The following is a 25,134-nucleotide window of genomic DNA, read 5'->3' as shown; positions in this document are numbered from 1 at the left end:
TCTAGAAAAATCTCGGTGATGTAATGCGGTTAAAGCGACTGAACAATTCAAATCGCATAAAAATTTCGTGTGATCCTGAATTGTAAGTACCCAGTTTAGTGGTATCAGCATCATAACTATATCCTATAAATAAACCATCACTGATTTGGAAACCCACTATTCCACTAACAGCGGCGTCCCAACGGTAGGCCACCCCCAGAGTAACTTTTTCTGCAATCAAAAAATTTGCGGTAACATCGACTTGGACAGGAGCACCTGCCACGGCTTTAGCCAAAAAAGCGGGCTTAAATTTTAATTGAGACCCCCAATCGAATACATAGCCCCCGATTAAGTAGTAATTCATCTTTTGTTTCATCGTGGAAACACTATACTCGTCATAACGTTGCATCTCCAAGAAATTAGGAATGGAGAATCCCAAATAGGCCTTATCGGAATGCAGGTAAACGCCGGCTCCAATATTGGGTGTGAATTGACTGTCAATATTCTCTTCAAACAGCCCGTCGTTGGGATTGTAAATATTTAATTTGGTATAATCCACATTGAGCAAATTGGCGCTTCCCTTTAAGCCGAAAGACAATTTATAGTCGCGATTTAAATCGATCGTGTACGATACATCTACGGCTATCGTATTTTCATCCATAGCACCGATTTGATCATTGATCAACGACATTCCCAATCCGAGTCTCGAATTGCTCAAGGGCGTGTGAACCGACAAGGAAGCGGTTTTAGGCGCCCCATCCAAACCCACCCATTGGGTTCTGTAATTTCCAAAAACACTCATTACACCACGCGAACCCGCATAAGCCGGATTTACATTGATGGTATTGTACATATATTGCGTAAATTGAGCGTCCTGCTGTGCAAAAACCGATTCCAAGGGACTTAAAACAAGAACCGATATACCGATGTATTTATATAACTTTTTTATATTCATCATTTCCTGTGCTTTAGTTATTTTCTAAATGTAAATAGCCCGCTTTCTTGATTCTATTAGTTCCACTTGAGTCCTTTTTGTCGTATTCAAGTATATAGTAATACGTACCGCTTGGTAAACCCTCGTTTTTATTAAGGGTTACCCGACCTCCAGATACACCTCTAAACACATTGTCGGCAGTGCCGTAATGACTGGTTTCATAAACCAATACACCCCAACGGTTAAAAATGCTTACTTTGTTGTCTGGAAAACGCTCGAGATTGTCGATGCGGAAATAATCGTTATTCCCATCGCCATTAGGCGATAGGGCATTGTAAATCACTACATCGCCTTCTACTTCAAGATCGCTCTTCAATTTTCCAAATGTAAAAACACCGAACTTTGCAGCTGGTACCGGTAAAGTCACTGTTTTACTGCCTAAGTCTACAATGCCCCCTTCGTGCACCCATAAGTTTTGAGCCACATCCCAACGCACTATACCCAACCCTTTTGCTTCGTTTTCCAAGAAAGTAGCGGCCAGCGTTTTTTCATTCCATCCCAAAGTCAATACAACGGTTTCCTCATTGACCTGGTTCGTCACCACCCAATACTCCTGATCGTCGATTTGTTCGATACCCGCAACTTTAAGCGTATGTGGAAAATCCAAATCGGAATTTTGAAAGAAATATTCCGCCTCTATAGCCGTCAGTATCTTTTTAGGGGCTAAAATCCCAGCATACCCATAATGTCCCTTTTTTCCAATGGGAAAACCAAAATTATCGTTGGCTGTTTTTAAAACCTTTCCCGAAGCATAACTGTTGTCCGAGGCATTGATAGCCTTAGCTCCTTTGCTAAAACTTAAAGTAGCACCTTGCTCTTCTTTAACGTTTACTATGCCGCTGTAGAAATTTGCCGTTCCAGCGACGAGTAGTTGATTTTCCAATTCGATATCGCCCGTTGGATTTAATTTATTAAAGAGCACGTCGTAGACATTTGTCGGTTGGTCTCCATAAATCTGCTGCTCCGCATTGTTGGAACTTTCAAAGACCGTATAACCCGATTTTAATTTTTCTGTAAAAGAAAAAACACCGTCATTTCTTAGGTTTGACCGCATATAGAAAGAGCCGTCGTTGTAAATTTTACCCGTGGAGGAATTTTCTAAATTCGATATAGAAACCACTATGGTTTTGGGAGAGACATACAAAGTACCACTGTTTGAGTTTACCGGTATACTTTGGGCATAACCCAAAGCCGCCGACAATAAAATAGTCGCTTGTATATATAGTTTTAGTTTCATTTATTACTTTTAAATTAGGATACCTTCGATAATTTCATTTTACAAATTGTTTGTCAAAGCGTATTTGTATTCCCTTTGAGCGATTTGCGAATAGGTGTAAAAGCAGTAAGTTGAAAGGTTAGTTCTTCTCACTGCTTTGTTTTTATCGACCTATCTAATCAGCAGTAATCTACTTATAATTTTGTGTAAAAATCGTGCTAATCACCACTGCTCAAAGAACAAATAGTACCTTGATTTATTTTGTAAGCATAGCTTCTAAGCGATCCAATCTATCTTTAATCAACTGGCTGTCAGACTGCAATTGTTTGATTAAAAGGTTTTTTTCTTCAATCATTTTCTCCTGTTCACTCAGCTGTAATTGCAAATCTTTGTCTTTAACTTCAGTAGCCTCTTTCTGCTCAATAACGTGTAAGTACAATTCCTCCGTTTTCTCTAACAATTGAATAGCTAAGTCCGAAACGTTGAACGAATAGCCCGCACTCGTTTGCTCCAAATCACCAATAGGCGTAATTCCCGGCAAGTGTCTATTGGTTTTAATAAAGTTTGCAACTGTTTCCAAATCGTTGAATTTGTAATCGTATTTAATGGTTGAGAAACCGTCAAAATAATCTTCAAACACATAATCGGCATACGAACTGCTTACTGTGGTAATGGTACCGTTAACGCGCAGCTTCTCGTTAGGAACAATAGAAGGCTCTGTGAAACCAATACCTACCCAACCGTTGGTGTACATATTGTCTGTGTTCGAAGTCGCCCCTTTACCCGTTGCCGTATTAAACCAAGGCTCTTGCACAAGTGGTGCTAAGTCTAAAACACTTTCCGTTTCGCTTTCATCTTTGTAAATCAACTTGCTGTTGTCGATATCCACGCGCAAACTGGTTAGGGTTTCGTTGTCTTTAATCAATTCCACAAGGTTGATGACTTGGTTATCTCCGTTGGCATCTGTATAGTAAAAGTTCGTTCCGTCATAAGTAACGATGCCATCCACATTTTTCAAAAATTGGTTTAAGATATTCTTAACCACACTGTTGTCTATGATATCTTGGAAATTGCTGATCACATCTGCTGGAACATCGATGATTACGGACACCCCGCGCTCGTTTACATACGTGTACGTACCGTCGCCATTGTTGGTTAAAGTCGTTTCAGTTTCATTGGCTTTAATCAATTCCACAAGGTTGATGACTTGATTATCTCCGTTGGCATCTGTATAGTAGAAGTTCGTTCCGTCATAAGTAACATTTCCTTCTGCGTTTTTCAAAAATTGGTTTAAGATATTCTTAACCACACTGTTGTCTATGATATCTTGGAAATTGCTGATCACATCCGCCGGAACATCAATGATTACGGACACCCCGCGCTCGTTTACATACGTGTACGTACCGTCGCCATTGTTGGTTAAAGTCGTTTCAGTTTCATTGGCTTTAATCAATTCCACAAGGTTGATGACTTGATTATCTCCGTTGGCATCTGTATAGTAGAAGTTCGTTCCGTCATAAGTAACATTTCCTTCTGCATTTTTCAAAAATTGGTTTAAGATATTCTTAACCACACTGTTGTCTATGATATCTTGGAAATTGCTGATTACATCCGCTGGAACATCAATGATTACCGACACCCCGCGCTCGTTTACATACGTGTAAGTACCGTCGCCATTGTTGGTTAAAGTCGTTTCAGTTTCATTGGCTTTAATCAATTCCACAAGGTTGATGATTTGATTATCTCCGTTGGCATCTGTATAGTAGAAGTTAGTTCCGTCATAAGTAACATTTCCTTCTGCATTTTTCAAAAATTGGTTTAAGATATTCTTAACCACACTGTTGTCTATGATATCTTGGAAATTGCTGATCACATCCGCCGGAACATCGATGATTACCGACACCCCGCGCTCGTTTACATACGTGTAAGTACCGTCGCCATTGTTGGTTAAAGTCGTTTCAGTTTCATTGGCTTTAATCAATTCCACAAGGTTGATGATTTGGTTATCTCCGTTGGCATCTGTATAGTAGAAGTTCGTTCCGTCATAAGTAACATTTCCTTCTGCATTTTTCAAAAATTGGTTTAAGATATTCTTAACCACACTGTTGTCTATGATATCTTGGAAATTGCTGATCACATCCGCTGGAACATCGATGATTACGGACACCCCGCGCTCGTTTACATACGTGTACGTACCGTCGCCATTGTTGGTTAAAGTCGTTTCAGTTTCATTGGCTTTAATCAATTCCACAAGGTTGATGACTTGATTATCTCCGTTGGCATCTGTATAGTAGAAGTTCGTTCCGTCATAAGTAACATTTCCTTCTGCATTTTTCAAAAATTGGTTTAAGATATTCTTAACCACACTGTTGTCTATGATATCTTGGAAATTGCTGATTACATCCGCTGGAACATCAATGATTACCGACACCCCGCGCTCGTTTACATACGTGTAAGTACCGTCGCCATTGTTGGTTAAAGTCGTTTCAGTTTCATTGGCTTTAATCAATTCCACAAGGTTGATGATTTGGTTATCTCCGTTGGCATCTGTATAGTAGAAGTTCGTTCCGTCATAAGTAACATTTCCTTCTGCATTTTTCAAAAATTGGTTTAAGATATTCTTAACCACACTGTTGTCTATGATATCTTGGAAATTGCTGATTACATCCGCTGGAACATCAATGATTACCGACACCCCGCGCTCGTTTACATACGTGTAAGTACCGTCGCCATTGTTGGTTAAAGTCGTTTCAGTTTCATTGGCTTTAATCAATTCCACAAGGTTGATGATTTGGTTATCTCCGTTGGCATCTGTATAGTAGAAGTTCGTTCCGTCATAAGTAACATTTCCTTCTGCATTTTTCAAAAATTGGTTTAAGATATTCTTAACCACACTGTTGTCTATGATATCTTGGAAATTGCTGATCACATCCGCCGGAACATCAATGATTACCGACACCCCGCGCTCGTTTACATACGTGTAAGTACCGTCGCCATTGTTGGTTAAAGTCGTTTCAGTTTCATTGGCTGCAACAAATTCCTGAAGGTTGATGACTTGGTTAATCCCGTTGGCATCTGTATAGTAGAAGTTCGTTCCGTCATAAGTAACATTTCCTTCTGCGTTTTTCAAAAATTGGTTTAAGATGTTTTTAACCACACTGTTGTCTATGATATCTTGAAAATTGCTGATCACATCCGCTGGAACATCGATAATCACCGACACCCCGCGCTCGTTTACATACGTGTAAGTACCGTCGCCATTGTTGGTTAAAGTCGTTTCAGTTTCATTGGCTTTAATCCATTCCACAAGGTTGATGACTTGATTATCTCCGTTGGCATCTGTATAGTAGAAGTTCGTTCCGTCATAAGTAACATTTCCTTCTGCATTTTTCAAAAATTGGTTTAAGATATTCTTAACCACACTGTTGTCTATGATATCTTGAAAATTGCTGATCACATCCGCTGGAACATCGATAATCACCGACACCCCGCGCTCGTTTACATACGTGTAAGTACCGTCGCCATTGTTGGTTAAAGTCGTTTCAGTTTCATTGGCTGCAACAAATTCCTGAAGGTTGATGACTTGGTTAATCCCGTTGGCATCTGTATAGTAGAAGTTCGTTCCGTCATAAGTAACATTTCCTTCTGCGTTTTTCAAAAATTGGTTTAAGATGTTTTTTACTTCGGTGTTGTCTACAATCGTTTGGAAATTGCTGATCACATCCGCCGGAACATCGATAATCACCGACACCCCGCGCTCGTTTACATACGTGTAAGTACCGTCGCCATTGTTGGTTAAAGTCGTTTCAGTTTCATTGGCTGCAACAAATTCCTGAAGGTTGATGACTTGGTTAATCCCGTTGGCATCTGTATAGTAGAAGTTCGTTCCGTCATAAGTAACATTTCCTTCTGCGTTTTTCAAAAATTGGTTTAAGATATTCTTAACCACACTGTTGTCTATGATATCTTGGAAATTGCTGATCACATCCGCCGGAACATCAATGATTACGGACACCCCGCGCTCGTTTACATACGTATAAGTACCATCGCCATTGTTGGTTAAAGTCGTTTCGGTTTCGTTTAAAGCGATGAGCTCTTGAATATTCCAAGCCATTTTGACCTCGTTACCTTCACTATCCGTAATAATCCATTCGTTGTTTTCAATCTTAACACTTACGTTCACCGTATTTTTAAATGCGTCCACTTGATCGGCACTGATTAATCGAACCCATTGGGTATCCAACCAATAATAGTAACCTTTCTTTAAACTTTCATTTTCTGTAAGGTTAAATACCAATAAACTATTTACATTACCATTGGTAATTGTTGTTCTGTCTGATACGTCCGTTAAGTTTACGCGAGGAATTAAAATTCCTTTCTCGCCTGATACAATTTCCATCTGTGCAGAAGCGTTCGGAATTAAAGTACCGACACCAACTTGTGCGTGTAGCGCACCACCTACTAAAAGTAATGCTGCTAAAGGGAGTAGTCTTTTTTTCATTTTGTCTTGTTTTAAATGTTAGAAATAGTCTTTTTATAAATAGGACACTTTAACAAACTGTTATAAACCCTAAAGGGCATCTTATTAAAGTGTTTTTATAAAAGCATTAAAGCACTCATCTACGCTTTAATTTCTTAGACAAAATTCCGTATTAAATACAATAAAACTGTCTCACATACCTCTGCTGTAAGTCAGACTAACCATTTGAGACAAATATATAATCAATTGAAAAACAATTGATTGTGAAAAATTTATCGGAAATTTTCATGTCTCAAAAAAAATCACGTCCTATTGTAAAAGAAATTGCCTAAAAAGAGGATATTTTCGAGGAAAAGCAAATAAAATTTTGTTGTAAAAAAAACCAACTGCTTTTTGATACAGTTGGATTTTTTGCTATATAAAGGGACAAAAGAACTGTGCAAAGGGACATGCCGAGTAAAGTTTTACTTCCACCCACTTGCAGTCGTGGAGATATGGATGTTAAAAATGACCATTTTATCTGGGATAGTTATCCCAAATGGCGGGGTACACTTCAAAATTTCAACCACATCGCGCCACTATTAAAGGGACAATTCCCTTGATGAAGTCATCTGAAAGACGACTGATTACCGCCGATTCGACGTTAAAAAACAAAACAGTTGTTTTCTACTGTTGTCTTATAAAAAATGAGTTAATGGGTCTAATATTAAATCTCTAGTGATTCAGAGGAATTCAGACGAAATTTCCCTGTGCACTGTCTGCAAATTCAGAGCCGCGCAAACCTGAATTGATAGCTTCCTGATGGTCGATTAAATACAAAAGTCCTAGATACCTCCGCCACACATGCCCAACAAGCTGATCTCTTTGTTGGGGAATGTAACCCTTATGCCATAGACCACCACAGCCGAAGCTTGGACAAACTGGCCGGTTATAAGCGTGGGATTGTTTGGGAATTGGTCCAATTTTCCAGCCGCTCTAATCAAAATACACCGCTAAATAATCCCTTTCAAACAACACGTGATAAAACCCATGGCTATTGCGCAAGCCTGCGGTAGGTCGTGTAAGGAAAAACAGCGGATTTTTCAGGAATGGCCGCATCAAGTTATAAAAAGTCAGCTTAAGTCTTGCTGATTTACCAGTGCATTCTACAGCTGATTTGCCGTGTAAATGTATGGCATAAGGTGCTGCATGCTCAGAAGAAACCCAACGCTGAAAAGTTTAATTAAAGCCGGATTAAAACCGTCTTGACCTGGGTGTATTCCAACATGCTGTCTTGGCCGAGCTCGCGCCCCATACCCGACTGTTTATAGCCTCCGAAAGGAGCTATGGGATCCACTTCCAAATACGTATTGATCCAAACCGTACCGGCATTTAAAGCCTTAGCAACGCGATGTGCAGTGCTCAAATTTCGGGTCCATATCCCCGCGCCCAATCCATAATTAGTGTCATTAGCCTTTTGAATGACCTCTTTTTCATCTGAAAAGGGAATCAATACGGCTACCGGTCCAAAAATCTCTTCTTGCGCCAAACGAGAATCGTTACTTACATTGGTAAAAACCGTCGGTTTAATAAAATAGCCCTTATCTCCATAGGTTTCTCCTCCAACCTCTAAAGTCGCGCCTTGCTCCTGAGCTATTTTAAAATAGCCTTGCACCTTATTAAACTGATTGATGTTCGTAATCGGTCCGATATCCGTATCGTTTTCCACACCTGATCCCACTTTAAGTTGTTTTACCTGTGCGATAATTCTTTGAGATACCTCATTATAAACCGACTCTTGAATAAAAATACGCGTTCCCAATACACAGCCTTGACCCGTATTAAAGGTAAAGGCCTTAACCGCCACTTGGATTGCTTGATCCAAATCGGCATCCTCAAAAATGATGTTGGGACTTTTACCACCCAATTCCAAACTCACTTTTTTTAGCGTGGAGGAAGCACTAGACAGTATGCTCTTACCCACAGCGGTGGATCCGGTAAAGGCGATTTTTGCTATATCGTGATGTGCTACCAAAGCGGCACCCGCTTCTGCCCCCGTACCAGGCAGTATATTCACCACACCGCGCGGAAGTCCGGATTCTAGGATTAATTCCCCCAGTCGCAGCGCCGACAAAGGCGTTAACTCGGACGGTTTTAGCACCACGGTATTGCCAAAGGCAATAACTGGTGCAATTTTCCATGCTGCCATAATAAAAGGAGCATTCCAGGGAATTATAGCTCCACAAACCCCAAGGGGCTCTCTGTTGGTGTATGAAAAGATGGCTCCGGGACTCGCATTGGTAAAACCGTGAACTCTGGCGGGCCAACCGGCATAATATCGAAAAGTCTTAACAACATCTTTGACCATTGCAAGGCTATCCGAAAAGGGCATGCCCTCATCTAAAGTATCTAATAGCGCCAATTCTTCGGCATTTTGTTCTACCAAGTCGGCTATTTTGATTAAGTATAATCCCCGTTGATGCGGATCCATATCGGTCCAGTTGGGGTCTTCATAAGCCCTTTTTGCCGCGGCTACTGCTAGGTCCACATCGCAGCGATCGGCTAGCGCGACCTCGGCCAATACGCTTTCCGTAGCCGGATTTAAAACGGGTATGGTCTGTTTGGAACTAGACGGTTTCCATTGGCCGTCTATCAGCAATAATTTTGTTCCCTGCTCGAGGAAGTGCTTTACTGCAGCGATTACATCTTGTCTAGGCTCATTCATCGTGTAAAGTTTTAATGGTTAACCCTACAAATATCGAAAGACCCCAATCGAAACTATGGGCTCAATCTCCGATTTCCTAATCCAAATCCCTTATTTTTTTTTAAAATTTTCGTTGAAGAAGAAACGCCTATACGCGATAATTGATTAAATTACCTCTTCGGCAAGTATACCTCCTTATTTTAAACGAATAAAAAAGGGATTGCAAAAACGGTCTCTGCTAAACGTGACCTATTATGAAAAAAAACATTCAAGCCCCGCTGTCCGTCAAGACTATAGCCGATTTGCATAAATTGCTAGGGATTCCGCAAGCAAAACATCCAAAAATAAGCGTGATTAACTTGGAGTCACTCGACCAAGGATCGCTGATCCCGTACCCGGTGATTTACCATTTATACTGCATTAGCATCAAAAAGAATTTTGAGGGAAAACTACAATACGGCTCCTCCCTCTACGATTTTGAATCGGGCGCGATGACGTTTATATCTCCATCTCAGCTCTTGTATATACGGGAAAATGAATCGCCACAAATGCAAGGTTATATGCTGGCCATCGACCGCGACTTTCTACGGGCTTATCCACTGGCACAAAAAATCAATCACTATCCCTTTTTTTCCTACCTCAGCAACAAGGCCTTATATCTTACCGAAAAAGAACAAAAAATGATCACCAAGTTGATGCACAATTTGCTCCGAGAAATTCAACCCATAATCAATACCGTCACTCACGAATTGCTGATTAGTCATATCGAACTGCTGTTGACGTATTGCAAGCGATTTTATACGCGGCAATTCCACGATATATCACCCACGGGTTCCCCAGTGCAGAGCGATTTATTATTTCAACTGCACGGCTTGCTCGAAAAGTACATCAACAGCGAACAAATAACCCTCCATGGCGCACCCAGCGTGTCGTATATCGCCGACCAATTGCATTTTTCTCCCAACTATTTGAGCGACCTATTGCGGCAGTATACGGGGAAAAGTACCCGAAATCACATACAAGACAAGGTTATCGACAAGGCCAAAGACATCTTGATTTCGACAAATCTGAGCATTGGTGAAATTGCCTTTATGTTGGGATTCGAATACCCGCAGTCCTTTTGCAAACTATTCAAAAGCAAAACCCAACTGTCTCCTACAAAATATCGCGAATCGATGCTGTAATACTGCCCATTAGGCCCCCTTGTCCCGGCGATTTGGAGTCTAATCTATGATTGTATGTCATTGCGTTATACCAAAAAAACGAGTCGATAGCATACTGCTACCGACTCGGGAATAAGGCAAGTGCCTTTTGCTCAAAGCAAGGGATCGCAGAAGTCGCTCCCCTATAAAAGGCCGAATATAGCCGTAAAAATAGCCTAAGCTATATGGTCAAATTCATGCGCAGGCAGCCGTCGGGCTTGATTTCTACCGTACCGTTCCAATTACGCGATGAACAAGTAGCCGAAAAACTATAAGTTCCCGGAGGAAAGGTAAAGTTGGCATTTCCAGACGAAGTACAACCTTCAGGTACTGACTCGTAATACGAAGTAATGGTTTGCGACTGTCCATTTATGCTGACATATATGGGACCACAGCCGTAATCGTAGTTCACCCAAAAGGAAACCTTTCCGCTATTGCCGTTAGAACCGCCGCCGCCATTGCCACCGCCACCATTGCCACCGCCGCTACTTCCGCCGTATTTTTTAAAATACATCGTCGTCTCCGCTCGTATTCCCTCCCTTTCGCTAAATCCCCACAGGGTTAGGTTGGAATCGGTTAATGTTTTTACCTGATTTCCATTTATGTCGTTGAGAAAATAAATAATCATCTTCGACTGATCAAACCGATAGGTCGTCGTCATCGGTTTACCGAATTCCTGACCATAGAAACTCCCGTCATTGTCAAAGCGATAGGTGATTTCTCCATCCTTATACGGATCGGTACGATCGTAAATAACCGAACCACTTTGGTAGGCGATTTGATGCTTTTTTGTCATCGTCCAAGTCGTGTGCAATTTATTGGAGCTTCCGCCGCCATTGCCGCCACCATCGCCATCATCGCTGCTGGAGTCGTCCGAAGAACAGCTGACAAATGCTAACACGACCCCTAAAATTTTAAAAAATTTAAGTAAATCTTTCATATCTTTTGTTTTTACTTGTTTATCAAGTCAAATTTAGGCAACAAAAACAGCTCGTAAAATACCTAGATCTCGGTATATTCTACGCAACGCATCGACCTAATCTTATTTTTAAATCCAGTTTAGATTCGCATAATTACTTAATTACAAACAACTTACACCCTAAAATTCTTTTCACCTGGCAAACGAGCCCGCACATCCACTACGGCAAGCAGCAGTCTACCTTCATCAATTTTCGGATTTTTTATATAAACAATCCAACGTGATAACCATGCATCAAGGCGTGCTGTCCGCATATCGATACGGACCGGGTTTTGACCGCAGCATAGACGGTTTACTCGCCGAAAGAGATCTTGGGTATACGCAGCTTAAACCGAGCGCTTAAAGACTTGGAATAAGCCCGCCCTAAAGCGCAGGGCTGGGTTGACTCGCGGTATGCGAATGAAAAAAAACAATGCATGATGACTCGTCCAAAAATGGAGAAGCTACTCCTTGCGAAATAGCTTCTCCAATATAAGTCCGATAAAAAAATAGCGGTTACGCTTCCAAAGCGTCTGCCCTAGCCGCTTCCTCATTTTCCGTCCATTGATCGGTATCTGGTTTGGCGTTTTTCAAGCTGTTGAATCGCTCCAATTTTTCGAGATCGCCCTCTTCACCACCAAAATACGGAAAAACATCGATTATAGGCGACTCGGAAATCGCGGGTATCGCATATTCCCCCATGGTGTTTTTCATCACCGTAATCGTGTTGTCGTACGCCTCCTTTACATCATTGGCTTGAACCAATAAAAACAAGTTGGTCTTTCTTTCCTTACCGCTTTCCTCGTCATAAGCCAAAAGGGAAACCTTGGATTTAAACCAGCGATCGGCATTCTCAAAGGGGTGAATCTCCGCATAATTCGCTATGTTAATCGTCGTGATTTTAAATTCTTCACTGATATAAGCTGCCATTTCTTCGTTTACCCTTTTTTCTGCTTCTGTATATGATAAAGCATCGATCAAATAGGGTTCCGTAACCACCTTTTGCTTACCGGTTTCATCTAATTTTCTGTATTTTACCTTGCATTCATACCACGTTACACTCATCTCTTTGTCGTTTTTTTTAAGAAATCAAAGATAGTTTATAAATAGATGAAATAGAAGTACCGCTGTAGGAGTAGCCCTTTAAAAAGGGCGCGGCTCAGCGATATTTTCCTTTAATTAATTCTTTACAAGTGGGTTAATCTCCTATATAAATATAAAAAAAATATTTTATCCGAAAGTTGTTTACCCGCTTAAAGTTGTCCTAAAACCGAGTCTGAATGCCGGTTATAAAATCGCTTGCCCAGCGCCGGTTCGAACTGGCCAATAAGACCCGACTTTGGACAAGAAAGGATCCTGTACCCGATTTAAATCTGCCTTAATGGAAAAAGTGCCCCATTGAAGACCGCAATCCACTCGGTTTTGCCCTACCCACAACAGGCTTTGAAACAACAGTCCTCAAGGCGTCATCCTTAACTAACAGGGATTATAAGTTCGAGTCGTAAATAATTTTTTAAGTTAATTATAAACCGTATTCATCAATAATTCGCCAATATACGTTTTAATCCCAAAAAACTTTTTGAAGTTTAACACTAAAAAAGCCGTAATTTGGTCTTGTTTTTTATTGGATATTGGTAATTTGTAGGGTAGTAAAAATCAAAAGATGAATGTTTTTAAAAATTTTATTCTAAGAAACACCCCTGTTGAAAACACGCCAATATTTCAAACGCCAGCGCTCAACTATGCAGAGGTTATAGACGCTTTGGAAAGAACCACTTACGGCAGTATATTGATAATCGATTTTCAGACGAGCCGCTTTGAATACATTTCAGACAGCCCTATATTTCTAGATGGTCATAGCGCTGCAGAAATAAGGGAAATCGGTTGCGAAATCTACGATAAATACGTGTTAAAAGCCGATTTAAACCTGCTCCTTAAAGTCAATGCACTGGCTTTTGAATACTACGACAACCTTCCCGTTGACGAGCGTAAAAACCAGACGATTTCCTATGACTTTCACATCAAGAACCATAGCGGCACCCTACTTCTACTCAATCAGAAACTGACGCCATTACTCTTGACCGCTAGTGGTAAAATATGGAAAGCCATTTGTACCGTATCGCTGTCAGCGGAGCGTGAGGCGGGAAATTTTCAGGTTTATAAAAAGGGTAGCAACCGAGTTTTAAAATACAATTTAGAGGGTAACTTTTGGAAAACAGACGAAAAGATAAAACTTACCACTCGAGAAAAAGAAATACTGCAATTATCACTTAGCGGCTATAGCATTAGTGAAATAGCCGCTGCCGCTTTTATATCGCCGGACACAGTCAAATTTCACAGAAAAACCCTGTTTAACAAACTGGAAGTAAACAACATCACTGCTGCGATTATCAGCGCGAACAACAATAGGCTCATTTGAGCTTAGCCCGTACGCAAACGCACTGTTCCCCATAAGAACTAATCCATTTATGTACTAATATCTTAAAAATTTTATATTTTTAATGGTATAATCCATTTTATATTTTTTTTTAGATCATAGTTACGTCTTGAGTTCCCCTTAATTTTCTCGTCTCGTATAAATTTTCCCCTTATGACTGCAGTCATAGAATTTGACATACAGCTGCTGTACATTTGAAGAACACAATAACTCAAAAAAAACAAAGATGTTACAAGACTCCCACAAAAAAATCATTCTTTCTACCGTTCCCCTTTTGCGAACCGACGGAATCGTATTGACCAAGTATTTTTACAATAGAATGTTTACCCATCACCCCGAGCTTAAGAATATTTTTAATACGTCCAACCAACAAAACGACAAACAGCAAACCGCCTTGGCCATGGCTGTTTTAGCCTATGCCGAAAACATCGCCAATCCCGGGGTATTGATGCCCGTAGTCGATATGATTGGACACAAACACAGCAGCTTAAACATACAACCCGAGCAATACGCCATCGTTGGCGAACACCTCATAGCCTCGATACAAGAGGTATTAGGCGATTTAGCGACTACTGAGGTGGTCGAAGCATGGCAATTGGCCTATCAGGCCTTAGCGGATTTGATGATCGGACACGAACAAAAAATTTACAGAGACAAAGAGACACAACCGCACAGTTGGACGGGATGGAAACAAGTCGTGGTAACCAAAAAGATAGCGGAATCCGATGAGATCACTTCATTTTACTTGGCCCTAGCCGATGGTGCTCCATTGCCTGCGCATCGACCGGGACAGTATTTGAGCGTTCAAGTTTACTTACCCGAACTTCAACTCTACCAATCGCGTCAGTACAGTATTTCTTCGATGAGCAATGGCGAGAGTTTTCGAATTTCCGTCAAAAAAGAAAGGGGATTTGACGCCAATCCCAATGGGCAGATCAGCAATTTTTTACACCGAGAAATTCAAGTGGGTGACACCCTAAACATCTCGGCTCCTGCGGGTAATTTTACCCTGCAAAACAACCCGAGAAACAAGGTGTTTATCAGCGGCGGTATCGGACAAACCCCTTTGATTGCCATGCTGGAAAGCCTGGTATCTCATGGAGATTCCACTCCAAAGATCACGTGGATTCACGGTTGTAGAAACCGAGCGGTACAGGCCTTTAACGACCGCGTACAATACATTCAAGACAACTGCGACCAGGTGGAGGCCTTTGTGTTTTACGACGTCAAGGAAGCCGGCGTACACCCCTCAATTCTCGAAGGTCAATTAGACCTAAGCCGCTTGAACAATTGGTCTTTAGACACCGATGCCGATTACTACATCTGCGGTCCTGGTCCCTTTATTGAAAAACACTTCCACTACCTCGTTCAGGAAAACGTGTCCGAAGACCGCATTTTCTTTGAGGAATTTGGACCGCAAACCCTGCAACTCAATTAAATCACTGGTGCACCAGCACTTTTTACGGGAAAAGACTAGGCGTTTTTTCCCGTTTTTTATTCTACTACAGCTGCTTTAAGGGTATGCCAATATTTTAGAACAAGCGGCAGGGAGTCGGTGTATCAAATACGGTGTACTCCCAGTCGATTAAGGAAAACTTTCCATAAAATGACAAGCGTTTTTACAATCATAAAACCCAGCAAAACCACTTAGGAACCATCAAATCAATCAGTTATACAATATAAATCCCACAACCGAGTGCTCCTCTATCGTCGACCGTAAATATTATCGCATATATTGGAAAAATGTTTTGTCCAACATTTACTCAAAACTATCTCTAGTTTTAGTCAAAAGGATACGGTCAAACTAGGGTTGCGCTAATTGTATAATCAACAAAACTTTAATTGTTTTTCAATTTTTTATATTCCCGAATCAATTCTTTTAGCTGTCGATTCGATGTCACGTCCAGATCCTTGTCTGATAAAAAATGTTTAAACTTGAAATTACTTTTATAATTCTTTAGCATAATTTCTTGATCAACAATTAAAAGTTCATTTCTTAAATGTTGTTTTTCAGCTTCTATTAAACCCAGTAATTCGAATTTATCGCCAAAATCTCTCCGAAAAGTAGTGGTGTTAAAAGGAATCGCGTTTAAAATTTGCATTTGCTTTTTTGATTTTAGGTCTAAACCGCCGATGATTTTAATGGCAATTTCCTCAACCTCATTTTTTGATAAAAGATCTAAATTTTCAGAAATAAGCGATTCAAATTGCTGTTTTTTCTTCCCCTTTTTGTAGTCCGCAGATTTAGAAGCAGATTTATTTACAGTTTCAGTAGAAACGAATCCACTTCCAAAACATTTTTTACAATTACTATTTAATCCTTGGCAAGTACAAATTTCAGATCTCATTTATTTTTATTGTTATATTAAATATTTATAAAAAGCATATATTTCATCGGTAAAATTAATCAAATTCTAATTCAAAATAGTTTAAAATGTTTTCATAATTATCCGGTGCTGTAAAACAAGTATTTAATACGTGGAGTTCCTAACTTTAAATAGATAAAATATTGCTTTTTTATTTATTCCAGCGAATAAGCGGCGGTTATAATGCATGGATTTTTGTCGCTTGTAAAGTGCATTTTAGTTTTTCTTACTTTTTAAATATCTTTTAAAATATAGTGGGTACTTCTTCCTCCTGAATTGGCTTTAATCAAAATGCCTTTATTTACTAAATCGGTGATATCTCTAAGTGCAGAATCTTGGGAAGTATTGGTCATTTTAGCCCATTTGCTCGTATTTAAGTTGCCTTCAAAATCATCCATAAGTTTGTCAAGCATCTTTTGTTGGCGCTCATTACTTAATAAACCCGCATTTTTAACCCAAAAATGATGCTTTTTTATTACTTTATCAACGATTGCATTCGAGTGAAGAATACTGTTTTTTAAGCATTTTAAAAACCAAATAACCCATACGGTGATGTCTAAATCTCCCTTTTGAATTCGCTCTAAAATGGTGTAATAACTTTTCTTTTGTTTGTTTATTTCAGTCGACATACTGTAAAATCTTTGATTTACACCATCGGATTTTGAAAGCTGCATATCTGTAATTGCTCTGGCTATTCTCCCATTTCCATCATCAAAAGGGTGTATGGTTATAAACCATAGGTGAGCGACAGCAGCCTTTAGTAATGATTCTAAATTTTGTTCATTATTGTACCAGTCTATAAATTGTTTCATTTCTGACGCTAACCGTTCCGCTTTTGGAGCTTCATAGTGAACTATTTCGCGCCCCATGCCTCCTGAAACCACTTGCATCGCACCTGAACGCCAATTGGCGACTTCAATTTTATGCATACCACTTCTTCCCGTTGGGAATAGCGCTGCATGCCAACCAAACAAACGCTCACTCGTCAAAGTTTTGTTGTCGTTTTGAGTGGCATCTAGCATTAGTTCTACAATTCCATCAATATGTCTATCTGACTGTTCTAAGCCAAAATATTCCAATCCAAGTCTTATTGCAATAGAGGAACGCACGATTTCCGGGTTTAATATTTCACCTTCTATTTCAGAAGTTTGTAGTACATCTTGAATCAAGGTTTCTAAATTGGCTTCGCCTTTTAATTCGAAACCCAGCAATTCAACTTTACCCATAAGTTTGCCTTGCAAGTTCCTTACTTCGCTTAATAACGAAATAAATTCCTGCTCATTCCACTGCAAATTAGGCCAGTTTTTTAGTTGATGGATGTAGATTCCCATTTATTTTTTTGATTTATACGGTAAATATAGCCATTATTCTCCGCAAAAAATGCGGTGAATAGTCTGTTTTTTCACCGCAAATTTTAAACTTATACCGTTTATGAGACAGTGCCACCTTATTATTGATTCCATCTTTTAGTCTACTATTTGATTTTTTTTGAAGAATTTTCAAGTAATATTTCTCAAACATTTTAGTGTTAACAATCTTATTCGTTCTATCTGTATAAGTAAACCAATCTATCATAAGGTCATGGAATACCACTTTTCCCTTATCAGGGAGATCTTGGTTTTTAGAAATGAAGGTTTATAATCTTATATCAGATATCGCACAGAAACAAACCTTTCTAAAAGTTCATGGGACAAAGAACAAATTGCTTTTTGCCCAATCGCTGGGGATAATAATACCAGAAACATACTTTCTGCTCGGTATTATCTACAACACTTCTCTACATCTATATAATGGCCAAAATATCACCAATGCATTAGCCTTTAAATTGGAAAATCTAACGATATAAAATTTAATCAATGAAACTTGTAGCAACTAATACCACCGCCAACATATGCTACAAGCAATTTGGGCATTTGACTTAATGGAAAAATTGGTTTGTATTTGGAAGATTTGGCAAATCCGAGGATAAGGCTTAATTTAATCCCAAACTGCTTGTCACGCGAGAACGATATGGAGAAATCACCTTTCGGGACTCCTTCGCCACATCGAGGCGCTAGCTTCACTGCTAGCAGTACAAGACTCCCCACAGGCCTTCATTCAGGTAATTAATAGATTCTTGTTCTTGGGTGATGTATTGTCTGGAATTTTCCATAATTAATTGATTTTAGCTTTGATGAAAAACCTACCAATGCAAAGCGTTGTACGCATAGTATTTTTGGTTTTGTAAATCGGTATCGTCGATTTGAAGTATTTTAACTAAAGCCGCCACCTCCCATGGATATTCCACTCTATACTGCACCACGAATCCGTTAAAGTGCACCACTTATTCCATCAAAGTATACCATTAATTCCGACAAAGTGCACCACTTATTCCGACAAAGTATACCACTTATTCCGTTAAAGTGCACCAGTAGTGTTAGTTTTTTTATCAATAAACAACTGACATTCCGGCATATAGTGCACCACTTATTCCAAATCAAAGTACACCACTGAAGAGTATAAAATATTAATTAAGCTAATTTAGGATATGTTTTTAACCCTAACATTATTCTAAATATGGCTAATAAAACTCTTCCTATGCACAAAATAAAGCAAGTACTGTTGTTTTTAGACAGAGGCGTTTCACAAAGAAATATAGCTCTGCAAACAGGTATAAATCGTCGAACTATAGCGTCCTATTTAGAGCTAGCACAACAAACTAATTATTCATTAGCAGAGCTAGTATCTATGGAAGATAGTGATTTAGCTCAATGTTTAGTTTTAATAGAAAAAGACTCCATTTTAGATAATCAGCGTAGAATTCATTTAGAATCTGTATATTCTTATTTTTTGATAGAATTGAAAAAAATAGGTGTTATTAAATATTTGTTATGGCAAGAGTATATTCTAGAAAATCCTGAAGGCTTTAAATACTCTCGTTTTTGTGAAATTCTGAGTGAGTTTTCAAAGATAAAAACACTTCTTTAGTCCAAGAAGATTCTTGCAGTTCTTGCCTTTTAGCCTCTGGTATATCCTTATTCAGAATAACCGTTATTTGATTAATAGTTGAGAAATGCGGACTTGTTGCAAAAATTAATTCAACATTCCCATTATTTATCTCATGGAGAAGTTTCTCTTGAACGACAAGGGGAATACCTTGTAATTCGTTGATTTCTAATTTAGTCTTCATACGTCAACAGTGTTTTGGTTATTAATACTGTCAAAGTTTGCAATGGATTTAGCGGTATAGAACTAATTTTACTTGTATAATACAATTGAAAATTAGTATCTTACACTATTATTACACATAGATACACAATAGGTTTTAGAAAACCTCTTTAGTATATTTGTAAAACTCCTAAACAGATTAAGCCATGACAACAGCCACTCAAAAACATATAGGAAGAAATATTAGTCGAATCCGAGAAATAAAAGGAATGAAGCAAATAACCTTAGCTGAGCTTTTAGGCGTTAGTCAGCAACAAGTATCCATTATAGAAAACAGTGAATCTGTTGAAGATTCTAAATTAGAAAGTATTGCTAAGATATTAGAAGTACCTGTTGAAGCAATCAAGGAATACTCCGATGATAAAGTAATGAATGTTATCAATAGTACCATTACAGATAGTCCAATTAATCTGAATAACAACTTCTGCACTTTTAATCCACTTGATAAATTAATAGAAGCGCATGAAGAAAATAAAAAACTTTATGAGCGTTTATTAGAAGCAGAAAAAGAAAAGGTAGCTTATTTAGAAAAACTGCTTTCAAGTGAATAGGGACGTTTACATATTTATCTAAAAGTATAGAATGAAATTTATTTAACAACAGATTCTACAAAAAAAAGAGATAAAAGCTTTAATTAGACAAGCAGAGATTACTGATGCTAAGGAATTATTACACCTAATTTAAGAATATTTAGATGATTCAGAATATATTCCCCCCGCTGGTGCGCGAGTATTAAAAATATCCGGATACGCTACCGCGCGAGTCCTCTCGCGTGGTCTACGTTATAAATAAGAACTCTCAAACATATGGAGAGTTTTGTGTTTGTAAAGACAGTTTATCGATAAAAGTAGGCCTTCTGATTGTGTCAAAATAGAATTATCTACAATAATTTATTAGAATCATATAGCACATCGATGATATCCATTATCCAATTAATCTTCCTTTTCATCGTCAAAAAATAAATCAATAATGGAATTTGTTGAAATATTTAATGTTCAGCTCCTCCATCTATTAACTAAATATCAACAAAAATATTTTTTTGATTATGGTTGTTTTCTGAAGTCAAAACATCAGTACATTTTGGGCAAAGCCCTAGATCTCTACCCAAGTTCGTTTCTTCTGATCGCTTATTTACCTCATTTGCTTTCTCATCAAAACTTTTCATTCTATCCCTATTTAGAAACTTCCCTAAACATGACTATAATCTGTTCAATACCCTATCACAATGCTATAATACAATCACAATTGAATCACTTATTTTCACAACTGTATAAAATTTAAAAAAAATGACTTAATTTCTTACCTACTATATTCATTTTTAACTACTTATACAGCATTTTGAACAATATCTTTATTTCCCGATACAATATCTTACTTCTCTTTATTTACAAGAGTTTGAATGGAATGTGTTGTACAATAGTGGTACAGAAATTAATAACTATTTTGTTTAACAAAATTTGAAAGCAGCTTGCATTAGTTCTTGTTCCAAACGGGAAATACCAATTTTAGTAGCTAATTCTTTCCATTGTTTAACAGCATTTAGTACTTCTGTTATAATTTCATCCATCCTATCTTCTGTTAATCGAAAGAATTCTCCCACGCTTTTGGCTAATTCAAAGTCTAACGCATTATTATCCATATCAATATTCAAAGCTAAACCATCTTTATCAATAGAAGGATTTAAATCGTATGCTGGAGATAATACCCAACCTTCGTTAGTTAAAATGAATCCGTGATTGCGCAAGTGATCATCGGTATTAGAAACAGCTATATTGAAAACAATTCTACGCCATAATTGAGTTAGATTATCATTGACATCCTTACCATAATTTTGAATAAACTCGACCAAATCCAAATAACTAGCAGGTTTATTTTTTATCGTATCTTCATTATTAGCTGTCATGGTCATAGCTGATGCAAAATGAATTCTTTCCGTTCCAATTCGATCGAAACGTTTTGTGAAAAAAGTATGAAACTGACCATTCACCTTTTCAATTTTACACGCTGCCATTTCAATACCGGCATTTATAGCTAACTGGTACGTTAAAAACTCCCAAGCAGCTTTGTCAATTGTATCATTATTAGAAGGAAACTTAGCAATCCATAGTTGCTTTTTATCGTCTAAAATATTGGCTTTCGGTCTAGCTCCACCTAAAGATGAACCAGGAGCGATTAATACCCGTAACCATTTATTTATGGCTTCATTATTTGTATCATTTTCGTAATGAACTACCGCTTGTTGCAACTCTCGAACGGTTGACCAAGGTGGTGTAGCTTTTTCATTATCATTATCTAAAAAAGTACCATTAGGGTCTAATTTAAAGCGTAAAGCTCCCATGCGGGTTTCATCGTAAACACCTAATAGATAATCAATATCATACAGCGTTTTAGCTTTTTCTCCTTTCAACAGAGCTAATTGTGCTTCTCGTCGTTTCATCAATGTACGTCCCCAAGTATCGGGCATACTATCTAAAAAGATTGCAAAGTTCTCTTTATTATTTGGAAATTGCTGACCTGAGTAAAATTGAATGTCGGGATCTATCAGACGTTGACTATTCGTTTTTAACCATTCTTTATCGTATTCAAAACTAAAAGCTTTGCGACCTTTAGCCTGATGTGCGACTAATACACCTAACAAAACAGGATTTTCCAATCCTACCCAATGTGCGTACACATAAATATCTGTTTTTTGTGTTGCCATTTTACAATAAATCTAAATCTTGTAATTTTCTACCAAACTCATCATCTGCTGCGAGTTTTAAAAAATCATCTTGTAAACCCAATACACGAAATACGTTGAAATAAGCTCCCATAGCCACGCTAGCTTCTCCTTTTTCGATTAAATATAAGGTAGAACGAGCAATACCGGCTCGCTCAGCCACTTGTACAGCAGTTAATTTTCGACGCATACGAGCAAGCTTTATGTTTTCACCCATTTGCCCTAATAACGTTTTAAATTTTGGTAAGACGACTTGATTTTTCATACAAAATGATTGTTACTTCATACAAATATAACACAAATGACTGAAATATCAATCATATAGTAAATTGTACTCTAAATAATATGTTCGAATATATGTCTAAAATTTCCCCAACTCTCATCTGATATTCTGACTTCATCATTATATATAGCTTGAGCAAATTTTTCTTTGGATAATGCTTTATTTTGCTTATTCTCATCAAACACTTTGTTTTATTAATCAACATTTAATTCGTAATAATTTCCATCTTCATCATATCCTTCTAACTCTCCATATCCGGTAAATTCTACCTCGATAGTTTTCTCATTACCTTCCTCATCGTAAATATAGCCAGTTCCATCTCCATTTGATACGTCAATATTACCTTCTACGGGATTTCCGTATTCATCATATCCATTCACATCATAATTATATTCATAGCTCCCAGACGAACCTGTTCGGTATTCATATATAAAATCGCGATTTATATGGTAATCATTCGAAGAGGTATTTTCAGTATTCACTTCTTCATCATAGGTAGATTGATTATATACTGATGAGTATAATCTTGCGGTATCTTTACACCGATATAAAAAAAGTAGAAAGTAAAAGAATAATTATAACTTTTTTCATAATAGTGTTTTGCTGCAAATAAAAGAAACGAAAGCAAAAGAAAAAAGTCTTGTAGATTTCGTAAATTTTGTTAGTAAAGAACATTTACTTTTATTTTATCAAATTAAAACTTTTATAACACCATATTGTGTCGTTTGGTTTTAAAATCGTAAAGAAAAGGAAAATAAAGGAACGAACATTATGGTATTCCGTAAAGTGACGTGTTTTCGTAATAAAATGAATACAACTGAAATGGATTGAAAAAAGATGAAGTTAAAGTTTATAATTCCATTCTTAAAGTAGACAGAGATTCTCATTATGATATGGTTTCTTACGGACTGACTCTTAGTATTAATCTAGACATTTATGTGGGGAAAAAAGGCGACAAAATCTCTGCGGGTCTATATGTTCCGAAACGCTCTCATAAATTTATAGATAATTTAAATAACGATAAGGAAGTAAACATGGAATACGAGTTTACTTCGATTGCCATTTCTGTGGGTTATAATTGGAGGCTTAACTAATTTAGAGCACGACCGCTAAGATCTTAAACAGGCAAAAAAAGCATAGTAGCAACCTACAACTGCTTTTTTACCCCTGAATGCTTTTACTTGCCGATACAATATCTTATATCCCTATATTCATTAGGGCTCAGAGGGATTATGTGATGCGGATGCGGTGAAAAAAAGGCACTGTCTCTTAAAGTGTGTAAGTTAAAAAATAAAGCTTGGGTTAGGTTCTACTTTTTAGAGTCTAACCCTTTCTTGATATAGGATTAAGAATTGGTCAATAATAACACCCCAGTTTCTCACAGGCATTGACCATTTTTTAGTTGCTTCTCTTACAGCCAAATATACGGATTTCATGACAGCTTCGTCTGTAGGGAAGGATAATTTATTTTTGGTATACTTCCTTATTTTACCGTTTAGATTCTCAATTAGATTGGTGGTATATATGATTTTCCTAATATCTACGGGGAATTCAAAGAATACAGTAAGATCTTCCCAGTTGTTTCTCCAGCTTTGGATGGCATAGGAATATTTATGTTCCCATTTAGTAGCAAAGTCGTTTAGAGCAGCTTCAGCCGCTTGTTTGGTTGGAGCATTGTAAATCGCTTTCATGTCTGTAGTAAATTGCTTTTTGTCCTTCCAAACAACGTATTTACAGGCATTTCGTATCTGATGTACAACACAGATTTGTGTTTTAGATTCAGGGAAAACAGTGCGTATGGTGTCAGTAAAACCGTTTAAGTTATCAGTTGCGGTAATTAAAATATCTTCAGTTCCTCTGGCTTTCATATCGGTTAAAACACTCATCCAAAAGGAAGATGATTCATTTTTTCCAAGCCATAGTCCTAAGACCTCCTTACGTCCATCACGTTTTAATCCTACTGCGATATAGATGGTTTTATTAATTACTTTAGAACCTTCTCTAACTTTAAATACAATACCATCCATCCAAACAATTAAATAAACAGGCTCTAATGGGCGATTTTGCCAAGCTACAATATCAGAAGTGATAGCATCAGTTATACGAGAAATAGTGGACTGAGAGACATCAAAATTGTAAACCTCTCTGATTTGTTCTTCAATATCAGAAACGGACATCCCTTTGGCATAAAGTGATACAATAACGTTTTCTAGGCCTTCTACCATACTTTTTCGTTTAGGGATAAGCATGGGGTTAAAACTTGCATCACGGTCTCTAGGGACCTTTATTTCTTCTTCGCCGTAACTGGTCTTTATCTTTTTGTTAGAATAGCCATTACGCGCATTATTTCCCTTTCTTGAATCATGCTTATCGTAATCCAGGTGAGCATCTAACTCGCCTTCTAGCATTTTTTCAATTCCTCGCTTTTGCAGGTCTTTTAGGAAGCTTTGGAGTTCTTCTCCAGTTTTAAACTGTTTGAAAAACTCATCTGGGAATAGGTCTTTTGTTTTCATAACTGTATAAATATTAAATATATAAAAAAATTCTGCTCGGTTTTAACCCAAGCAGAATTTCATACTTACACAGTTTTTGGTACAGTGTCGAAAAAAA

21 protein-coding genes are annotated in these 25,134 nt (G+C 38.0%); 7 read left to right on the top strand and 14 right to left on the bottom strand.

The window, feature by feature from the left end; all coding sequences use genetic code 11:
• Position 1 precedes the first annotated feature (1 nt).
• The 4 genes from ACQZ43_RS10760 to ACQZ43_RS10745 form a co-directional block, all read right to left on the bottom strand.
• Positions 2–934 carry a PorP/SprF family type IX secretion system membrane protein gene (locus ACQZ43_RS10760; protein ID WP_430615658.1) on the bottom strand — a complete coding sequence of 311 codons (933 nt, stop codon included), beginning with the start codon at positions 932–934 and terminating at the stop codon, positions 2–4.
• Between the two features lie 13 nt (positions 935–947).
• Positions 948–2,210: a gliding motility-associated C-terminal domain-containing protein gene (locus ACQZ43_RS10755; RefSeq protein ID WP_430612493.1), complete on the bottom strand. Its 1,263-nt coding sequence runs from the start codon at positions 2,208–2,210 to the stop codon at positions 948–950.
• A gap of 235 nt (positions 2,211–2,445) precedes the next feature.
• Positions 2,446–6,690 (bottom strand): beta strand repeat-containing protein, encoded by a 4,245-nt coding sequence (locus ACQZ43_RS10750; protein ID WP_430612491.1) that lies wholly within the window; start codon positions 6,688–6,690, stop codon positions 2,446–2,448.
• A 1,201-nt stretch (positions 6,691–7,891) separates the two neighbouring features.
• Positions 7,892–9,373 (bottom strand): aldehyde dehydrogenase family protein, encoded by a 1,482-nt coding sequence (locus tag ACQZ43_RS10745; RefSeq protein WP_430612489.1) that lies wholly within the window; start codon positions 9,371–9,373, stop codon positions 7,892–7,894.
• Positions 9,374–9,606: 233 nt separating this feature from the next.
• On the opposite strand from ACQZ43_RS10745, the gene ACQZ43_RS10740 reads away from it, so the two are divergent.
• Positions 9,607–10,536, top strand: coding sequence for a helix-turn-helix domain-containing protein (locus ACQZ43_RS10740; RefSeq protein WP_430612487.1), 930 nt, complete (start codon positions 9,607–9,609; stop codon positions 10,534–10,536).
• Positions 10,537–10,735: 199 nt separating this feature from the next.
• On the opposite strand, the gene ACQZ43_RS10735 is transcribed toward ACQZ43_RS10740, so the two are convergent.
• Positions 10,736–11,494, bottom strand: coding sequence for a hypothetical protein (locus ACQZ43_RS10735; protein ID WP_430612485.1), 759 nt, complete (start codon positions 11,492–11,494; stop codon positions 10,736–10,738).
• Between the two features lie 259 nt (positions 11,495–11,753).
• Here ACQZ43_RS10735 and ACQZ43_RS10730 point away from each other — a divergent pair, with 259 nt between their 5' ends.
• Positions 11,754–11,876, top strand: coding sequence for a hypothetical protein (locus ACQZ43_RS10730; protein WP_430612483.1), 123 nt, complete (start codon positions 11,754–11,756; stop codon positions 11,874–11,876).
• Positions 11,877–12,028: 152 nt separating this feature from the next.
• Here the strand turns inward: ACQZ43_RS10730 and ACQZ43_RS10725 are convergent, their stop codons facing one another.
• Positions 12,029–12,577, bottom strand: coding sequence for a DUF4494 domain-containing protein (locus ACQZ43_RS10725; protein WP_430612481.1), 549 nt, complete (start codon positions 12,575–12,577; stop codon positions 12,029–12,031).
• A gap of 598 nt (positions 12,578–13,175) precedes the next feature.
• Between ACQZ43_RS10725 and ACQZ43_RS10720 the strand changes: the two genes are divergently transcribed.
• Together ACQZ43_RS10720 and hmpA are read left to right on the top strand one after the other, a co-directional pair.
• On the top strand, positions 13,176–13,931 hold the full coding sequence (locus tag ACQZ43_RS10720) for a response regulator transcription factor (RefSeq protein WP_430612479.1): 756 nt from the start codon (positions 13,176–13,178) through the stop codon (positions 13,929–13,931).
• Positions 13,932–14,175: 244 nt separating this feature from the next.
• Entirely contained in the window at positions 14,176–15,387 is a 1,212-nt protein-coding gene (gene hmpA / locus ACQZ43_RS10715) for an NO-inducible flavohemoprotein (protein ID WP_430612477.1), read from the top strand.
• A gap of 400 nt (positions 15,388–15,787) precedes the next feature.
• Here the strand turns inward: hmpA and ACQZ43_RS10710 are convergent, their stop codons facing one another.
• Together ACQZ43_RS10710 and ACQZ43_RS10705 are read right to left on the bottom strand one after the other, a co-directional pair.
• Positions 15,788–16,297 (bottom strand): hypothetical protein, encoded by a 510-nt coding sequence (locus tag ACQZ43_RS10710; RefSeq protein WP_430612475.1) that lies wholly within the window; start codon positions 16,295–16,297, stop codon positions 15,788–15,790.
• A 251-nt stretch (positions 16,298–16,548) separates the two neighbouring features.
• Complete coding sequence (locus ACQZ43_RS10705) at positions 16,549–17,646, bottom strand: Fic family protein (protein ID WP_430612473.1); 1,098 nt, start codon at positions 17,644–17,646, stop codon at positions 16,549–16,551.
• A 1,225-nt stretch (positions 17,647–18,871) separates the two neighbouring features.
• Here ACQZ43_RS10705 and ACQZ43_RS10700 point away from each other — a divergent pair.
• Complete coding sequence (locus tag ACQZ43_RS10700; protein WP_430612471.1) at positions 18,872–19,282, top strand: hypothetical protein; 411 nt, start codon at positions 18,872–18,874, stop codon at positions 19,280–19,282.
• Here the strand turns inward: ACQZ43_RS10700 and ACQZ43_RS10695 are convergent.
• The gene (locus ACQZ43_RS10695) at positions 19,221–19,484 is read right to left on the bottom strand and encodes a hypothetical protein (RefSeq protein ID WP_430612469.1); all 264 of its coding nucleotides are present in this window, start codon (positions 19,482–19,484) and stop codon (positions 19,221–19,223) included. The two genes, ACQZ43_RS10700 and ACQZ43_RS10695, sit on opposite strands and share 62 nt — an antisense overlap.
• A gap of 184 nt (positions 19,485–19,668) precedes the next feature.
• On the opposite strand from ACQZ43_RS10695, the gene ACQZ43_RS10690 reads away from it, so the two are divergent.
• The gene (locus ACQZ43_RS10690) at positions 19,669–20,073 is read left to right on the top strand and encodes a helix-turn-helix domain-containing protein (RefSeq protein ID WP_430612467.1); all 405 of its coding nucleotides are present in this window, start codon (positions 19,669–19,671) and stop codon (positions 20,071–20,073) included.
• 464 nt (positions 20,074–20,537) lie between these two features.
• Here the strand turns inward: ACQZ43_RS10690 and ACQZ43_RS10685 are convergent, their stop codons facing one another.
• The 4 genes from ACQZ43_RS10685 to ACQZ43_RS10670 form a co-directional block, all read right to left on the bottom strand.
• Positions 20,538–20,687, bottom strand: coding sequence for a hypothetical protein (locus ACQZ43_RS10685; protein WP_430612465.1), 150 nt, complete (start codon positions 20,685–20,687; stop codon positions 20,538–20,540).
• 282 nt (positions 20,688–20,969) lie between these two features.
• A complete protein-coding gene (locus ACQZ43_RS10680) occupies positions 20,970–22,223 on the bottom strand; it encodes a type II toxin-antitoxin system HipA family toxin (protein ID WP_430612463.1) in 1,254 nt (417 codons plus the stop codon).
• A 1-nt stretch (position 22,224) separates the two neighbouring features.
• Complete coding sequence (locus tag ACQZ43_RS10675) at positions 22,225–22,506, bottom strand: helix-turn-helix domain-containing protein (RefSeq protein ID WP_430612461.1); 282 nt, start codon at positions 22,504–22,506, stop codon at positions 22,225–22,227.
• A gap of 212 nt (positions 22,507–22,718) precedes the next feature.
• Entirely contained in the window at positions 22,719–22,904 is a 186-nt protein-coding gene (locus tag ACQZ43_RS10670) for a hypothetical protein (protein WP_430612459.1), read from the bottom strand.
• Between the two features lie 447 nt (positions 22,905–23,351).
• On the opposite strand from ACQZ43_RS10670, the gene ACQZ43_RS10665 reads away from it, so the two are divergent.
• Positions 23,352–23,618: a hypothetical protein gene (locus ACQZ43_RS10665; RefSeq protein ID WP_430612457.1), complete on the top strand. Its 267-nt coding sequence runs from the start codon at positions 23,352–23,354 to the stop codon at positions 23,616–23,618.
• A gap of 222 nt (positions 23,619–23,840) precedes the next feature.
• On the opposite strand, the gene ACQZ43_RS10660 is transcribed toward ACQZ43_RS10665, so the two are convergent.
• Entirely contained in the window at positions 23,841–25,037 is a 1,197-nt protein-coding gene (locus ACQZ43_RS10660; RefSeq protein WP_430612455.1) for an IS256 family transposase, read from the bottom strand.
• Positions 25,038–25,134: the final 97 nt, after the last annotated feature.

It is taken from the genome of Flavobacterium sp. JP2137 (assembly GCF_050562195.1).
GTDB lineage: Bacteria > Bacteroidota > Bacteroidia > Flavobacteriales > Flavobacteriaceae > Flavobacterium.
Note: the sequence above shows the minus strand (reverse complement) of the source record. Positions and strands in the feature narration are given on the sequence as shown.

Bases quoted from the DNA above. Each gene is read 5' to 3' on its own strand.
- ACQZ43_RS10760 (WP_430615658.1), bottom strand. From the start codon at position 934: ATGAATATAAAAAAGTTATATAAATACATCGGTATATCGGTTCTTGTT.
- ACQZ43_RS10755 (WP_430612493.1), bottom strand. From the start codon at position 2,210: ATGAAACTAAAACTATATATACAAGCGACTATTTTATTGTCGGCGGCT.
- ACQZ43_RS10750 (WP_430612491.1), bottom strand. From the start codon at position 6,690: ATGAAAAAAAGACTACTCCCTTTAGCAGCATTACTTTTAGTAGGTGGT.
- ACQZ43_RS10745 (WP_430612489.1), bottom strand. From the start codon at position 9,373: ATGAATGAGCCTAGACAAGATGTAATCGCTGCAGTAAAGCACTTCCTC.
- ACQZ43_RS10740 (WP_430612487.1), top strand. From the start codon at position 9,607: ATGAAAAAAAACATTCAAGCCCCGCTGTCCGTCAAGACTATAGCCGAT.
- ACQZ43_RS10735 (WP_430612485.1), bottom strand. From the start codon at position 11,494: ATGAAAGATTTACTTAAATTTTTTAAAATTTTAGGGGTCGTGTTAGCA.
- ACQZ43_RS10725 (WP_430612481.1), bottom strand. From the start codon at position 12,577: ATGAGTGTAACGTGGTATGAATGCAAGGTAAAATACAGAAAATTAGAT.
- ACQZ43_RS10720 (WP_430612479.1), top strand. From the start codon at position 13,176: ATGAATGTTTTTAAAAATTTTATTCTAAGAAACACCCCTGTTGAAAAC.
- hmpA (WP_430612477.1), top strand. From the start codon at position 14,176: ATGTTACAAGACTCCCACAAAAAAATCATTCTTTCTACCGTTCCCCTT.
- ACQZ43_RS10710 (WP_430612475.1), bottom strand. From the start codon at position 16,297: ATGAGATCTGAAATTTGTACTTGCCAAGGATTAAATAGTAATTGTAAA.
- ACQZ43_RS10705 (WP_430612473.1), bottom strand. From the start codon at position 17,646: ATGGGAATCTACATCCATCAACTAAAAAACTGGCCTAATTTGCAGTGG.
- ACQZ43_RS10700 (WP_430612471.1), top strand. From the start codon at position 18,872: ATGGCTAATAAAACTCTTCCTATGCACAAAATAAAGCAAGTACTGTTG.
- ACQZ43_RS10695 (WP_430612469.1), bottom strand. From the start codon at position 19,484: ATGAAGACTAAATTAGAAATCAACGAATTACAAGGTATTCCCCTTGTC.
- ACQZ43_RS10690 (WP_430612467.1), top strand. From the start codon at position 19,669: ATGACAACAGCCACTCAAAAACATATAGGAAGAAATATTAGTCGAATC.
- ACQZ43_RS10685 (WP_430612465.1), bottom strand. From the start codon at position 20,687: ATGAAAAGTTTTGATGAGAAAGCAAATGAGGTAAATAAGCGATCAGAA.
- ACQZ43_RS10680 (WP_430612463.1), bottom strand. From the start codon at position 22,223: ATGGCAACACAAAAAACAGATATTTATGTGTACGCACATTGGGTAGGA.
- ACQZ43_RS10675 (WP_430612461.1), bottom strand. From the start codon at position 22,506: ATGAAAAATCAAGTCGTCTTACCAAAATTTAAAACGTTATTAGGGCAA.
- ACQZ43_RS10660 (WP_430612455.1), bottom strand. From the start codon at position 25,037: ATGAAAACAAAAGACCTATTCCCAGATGAGTTTTTCAAACAGTTTAAA.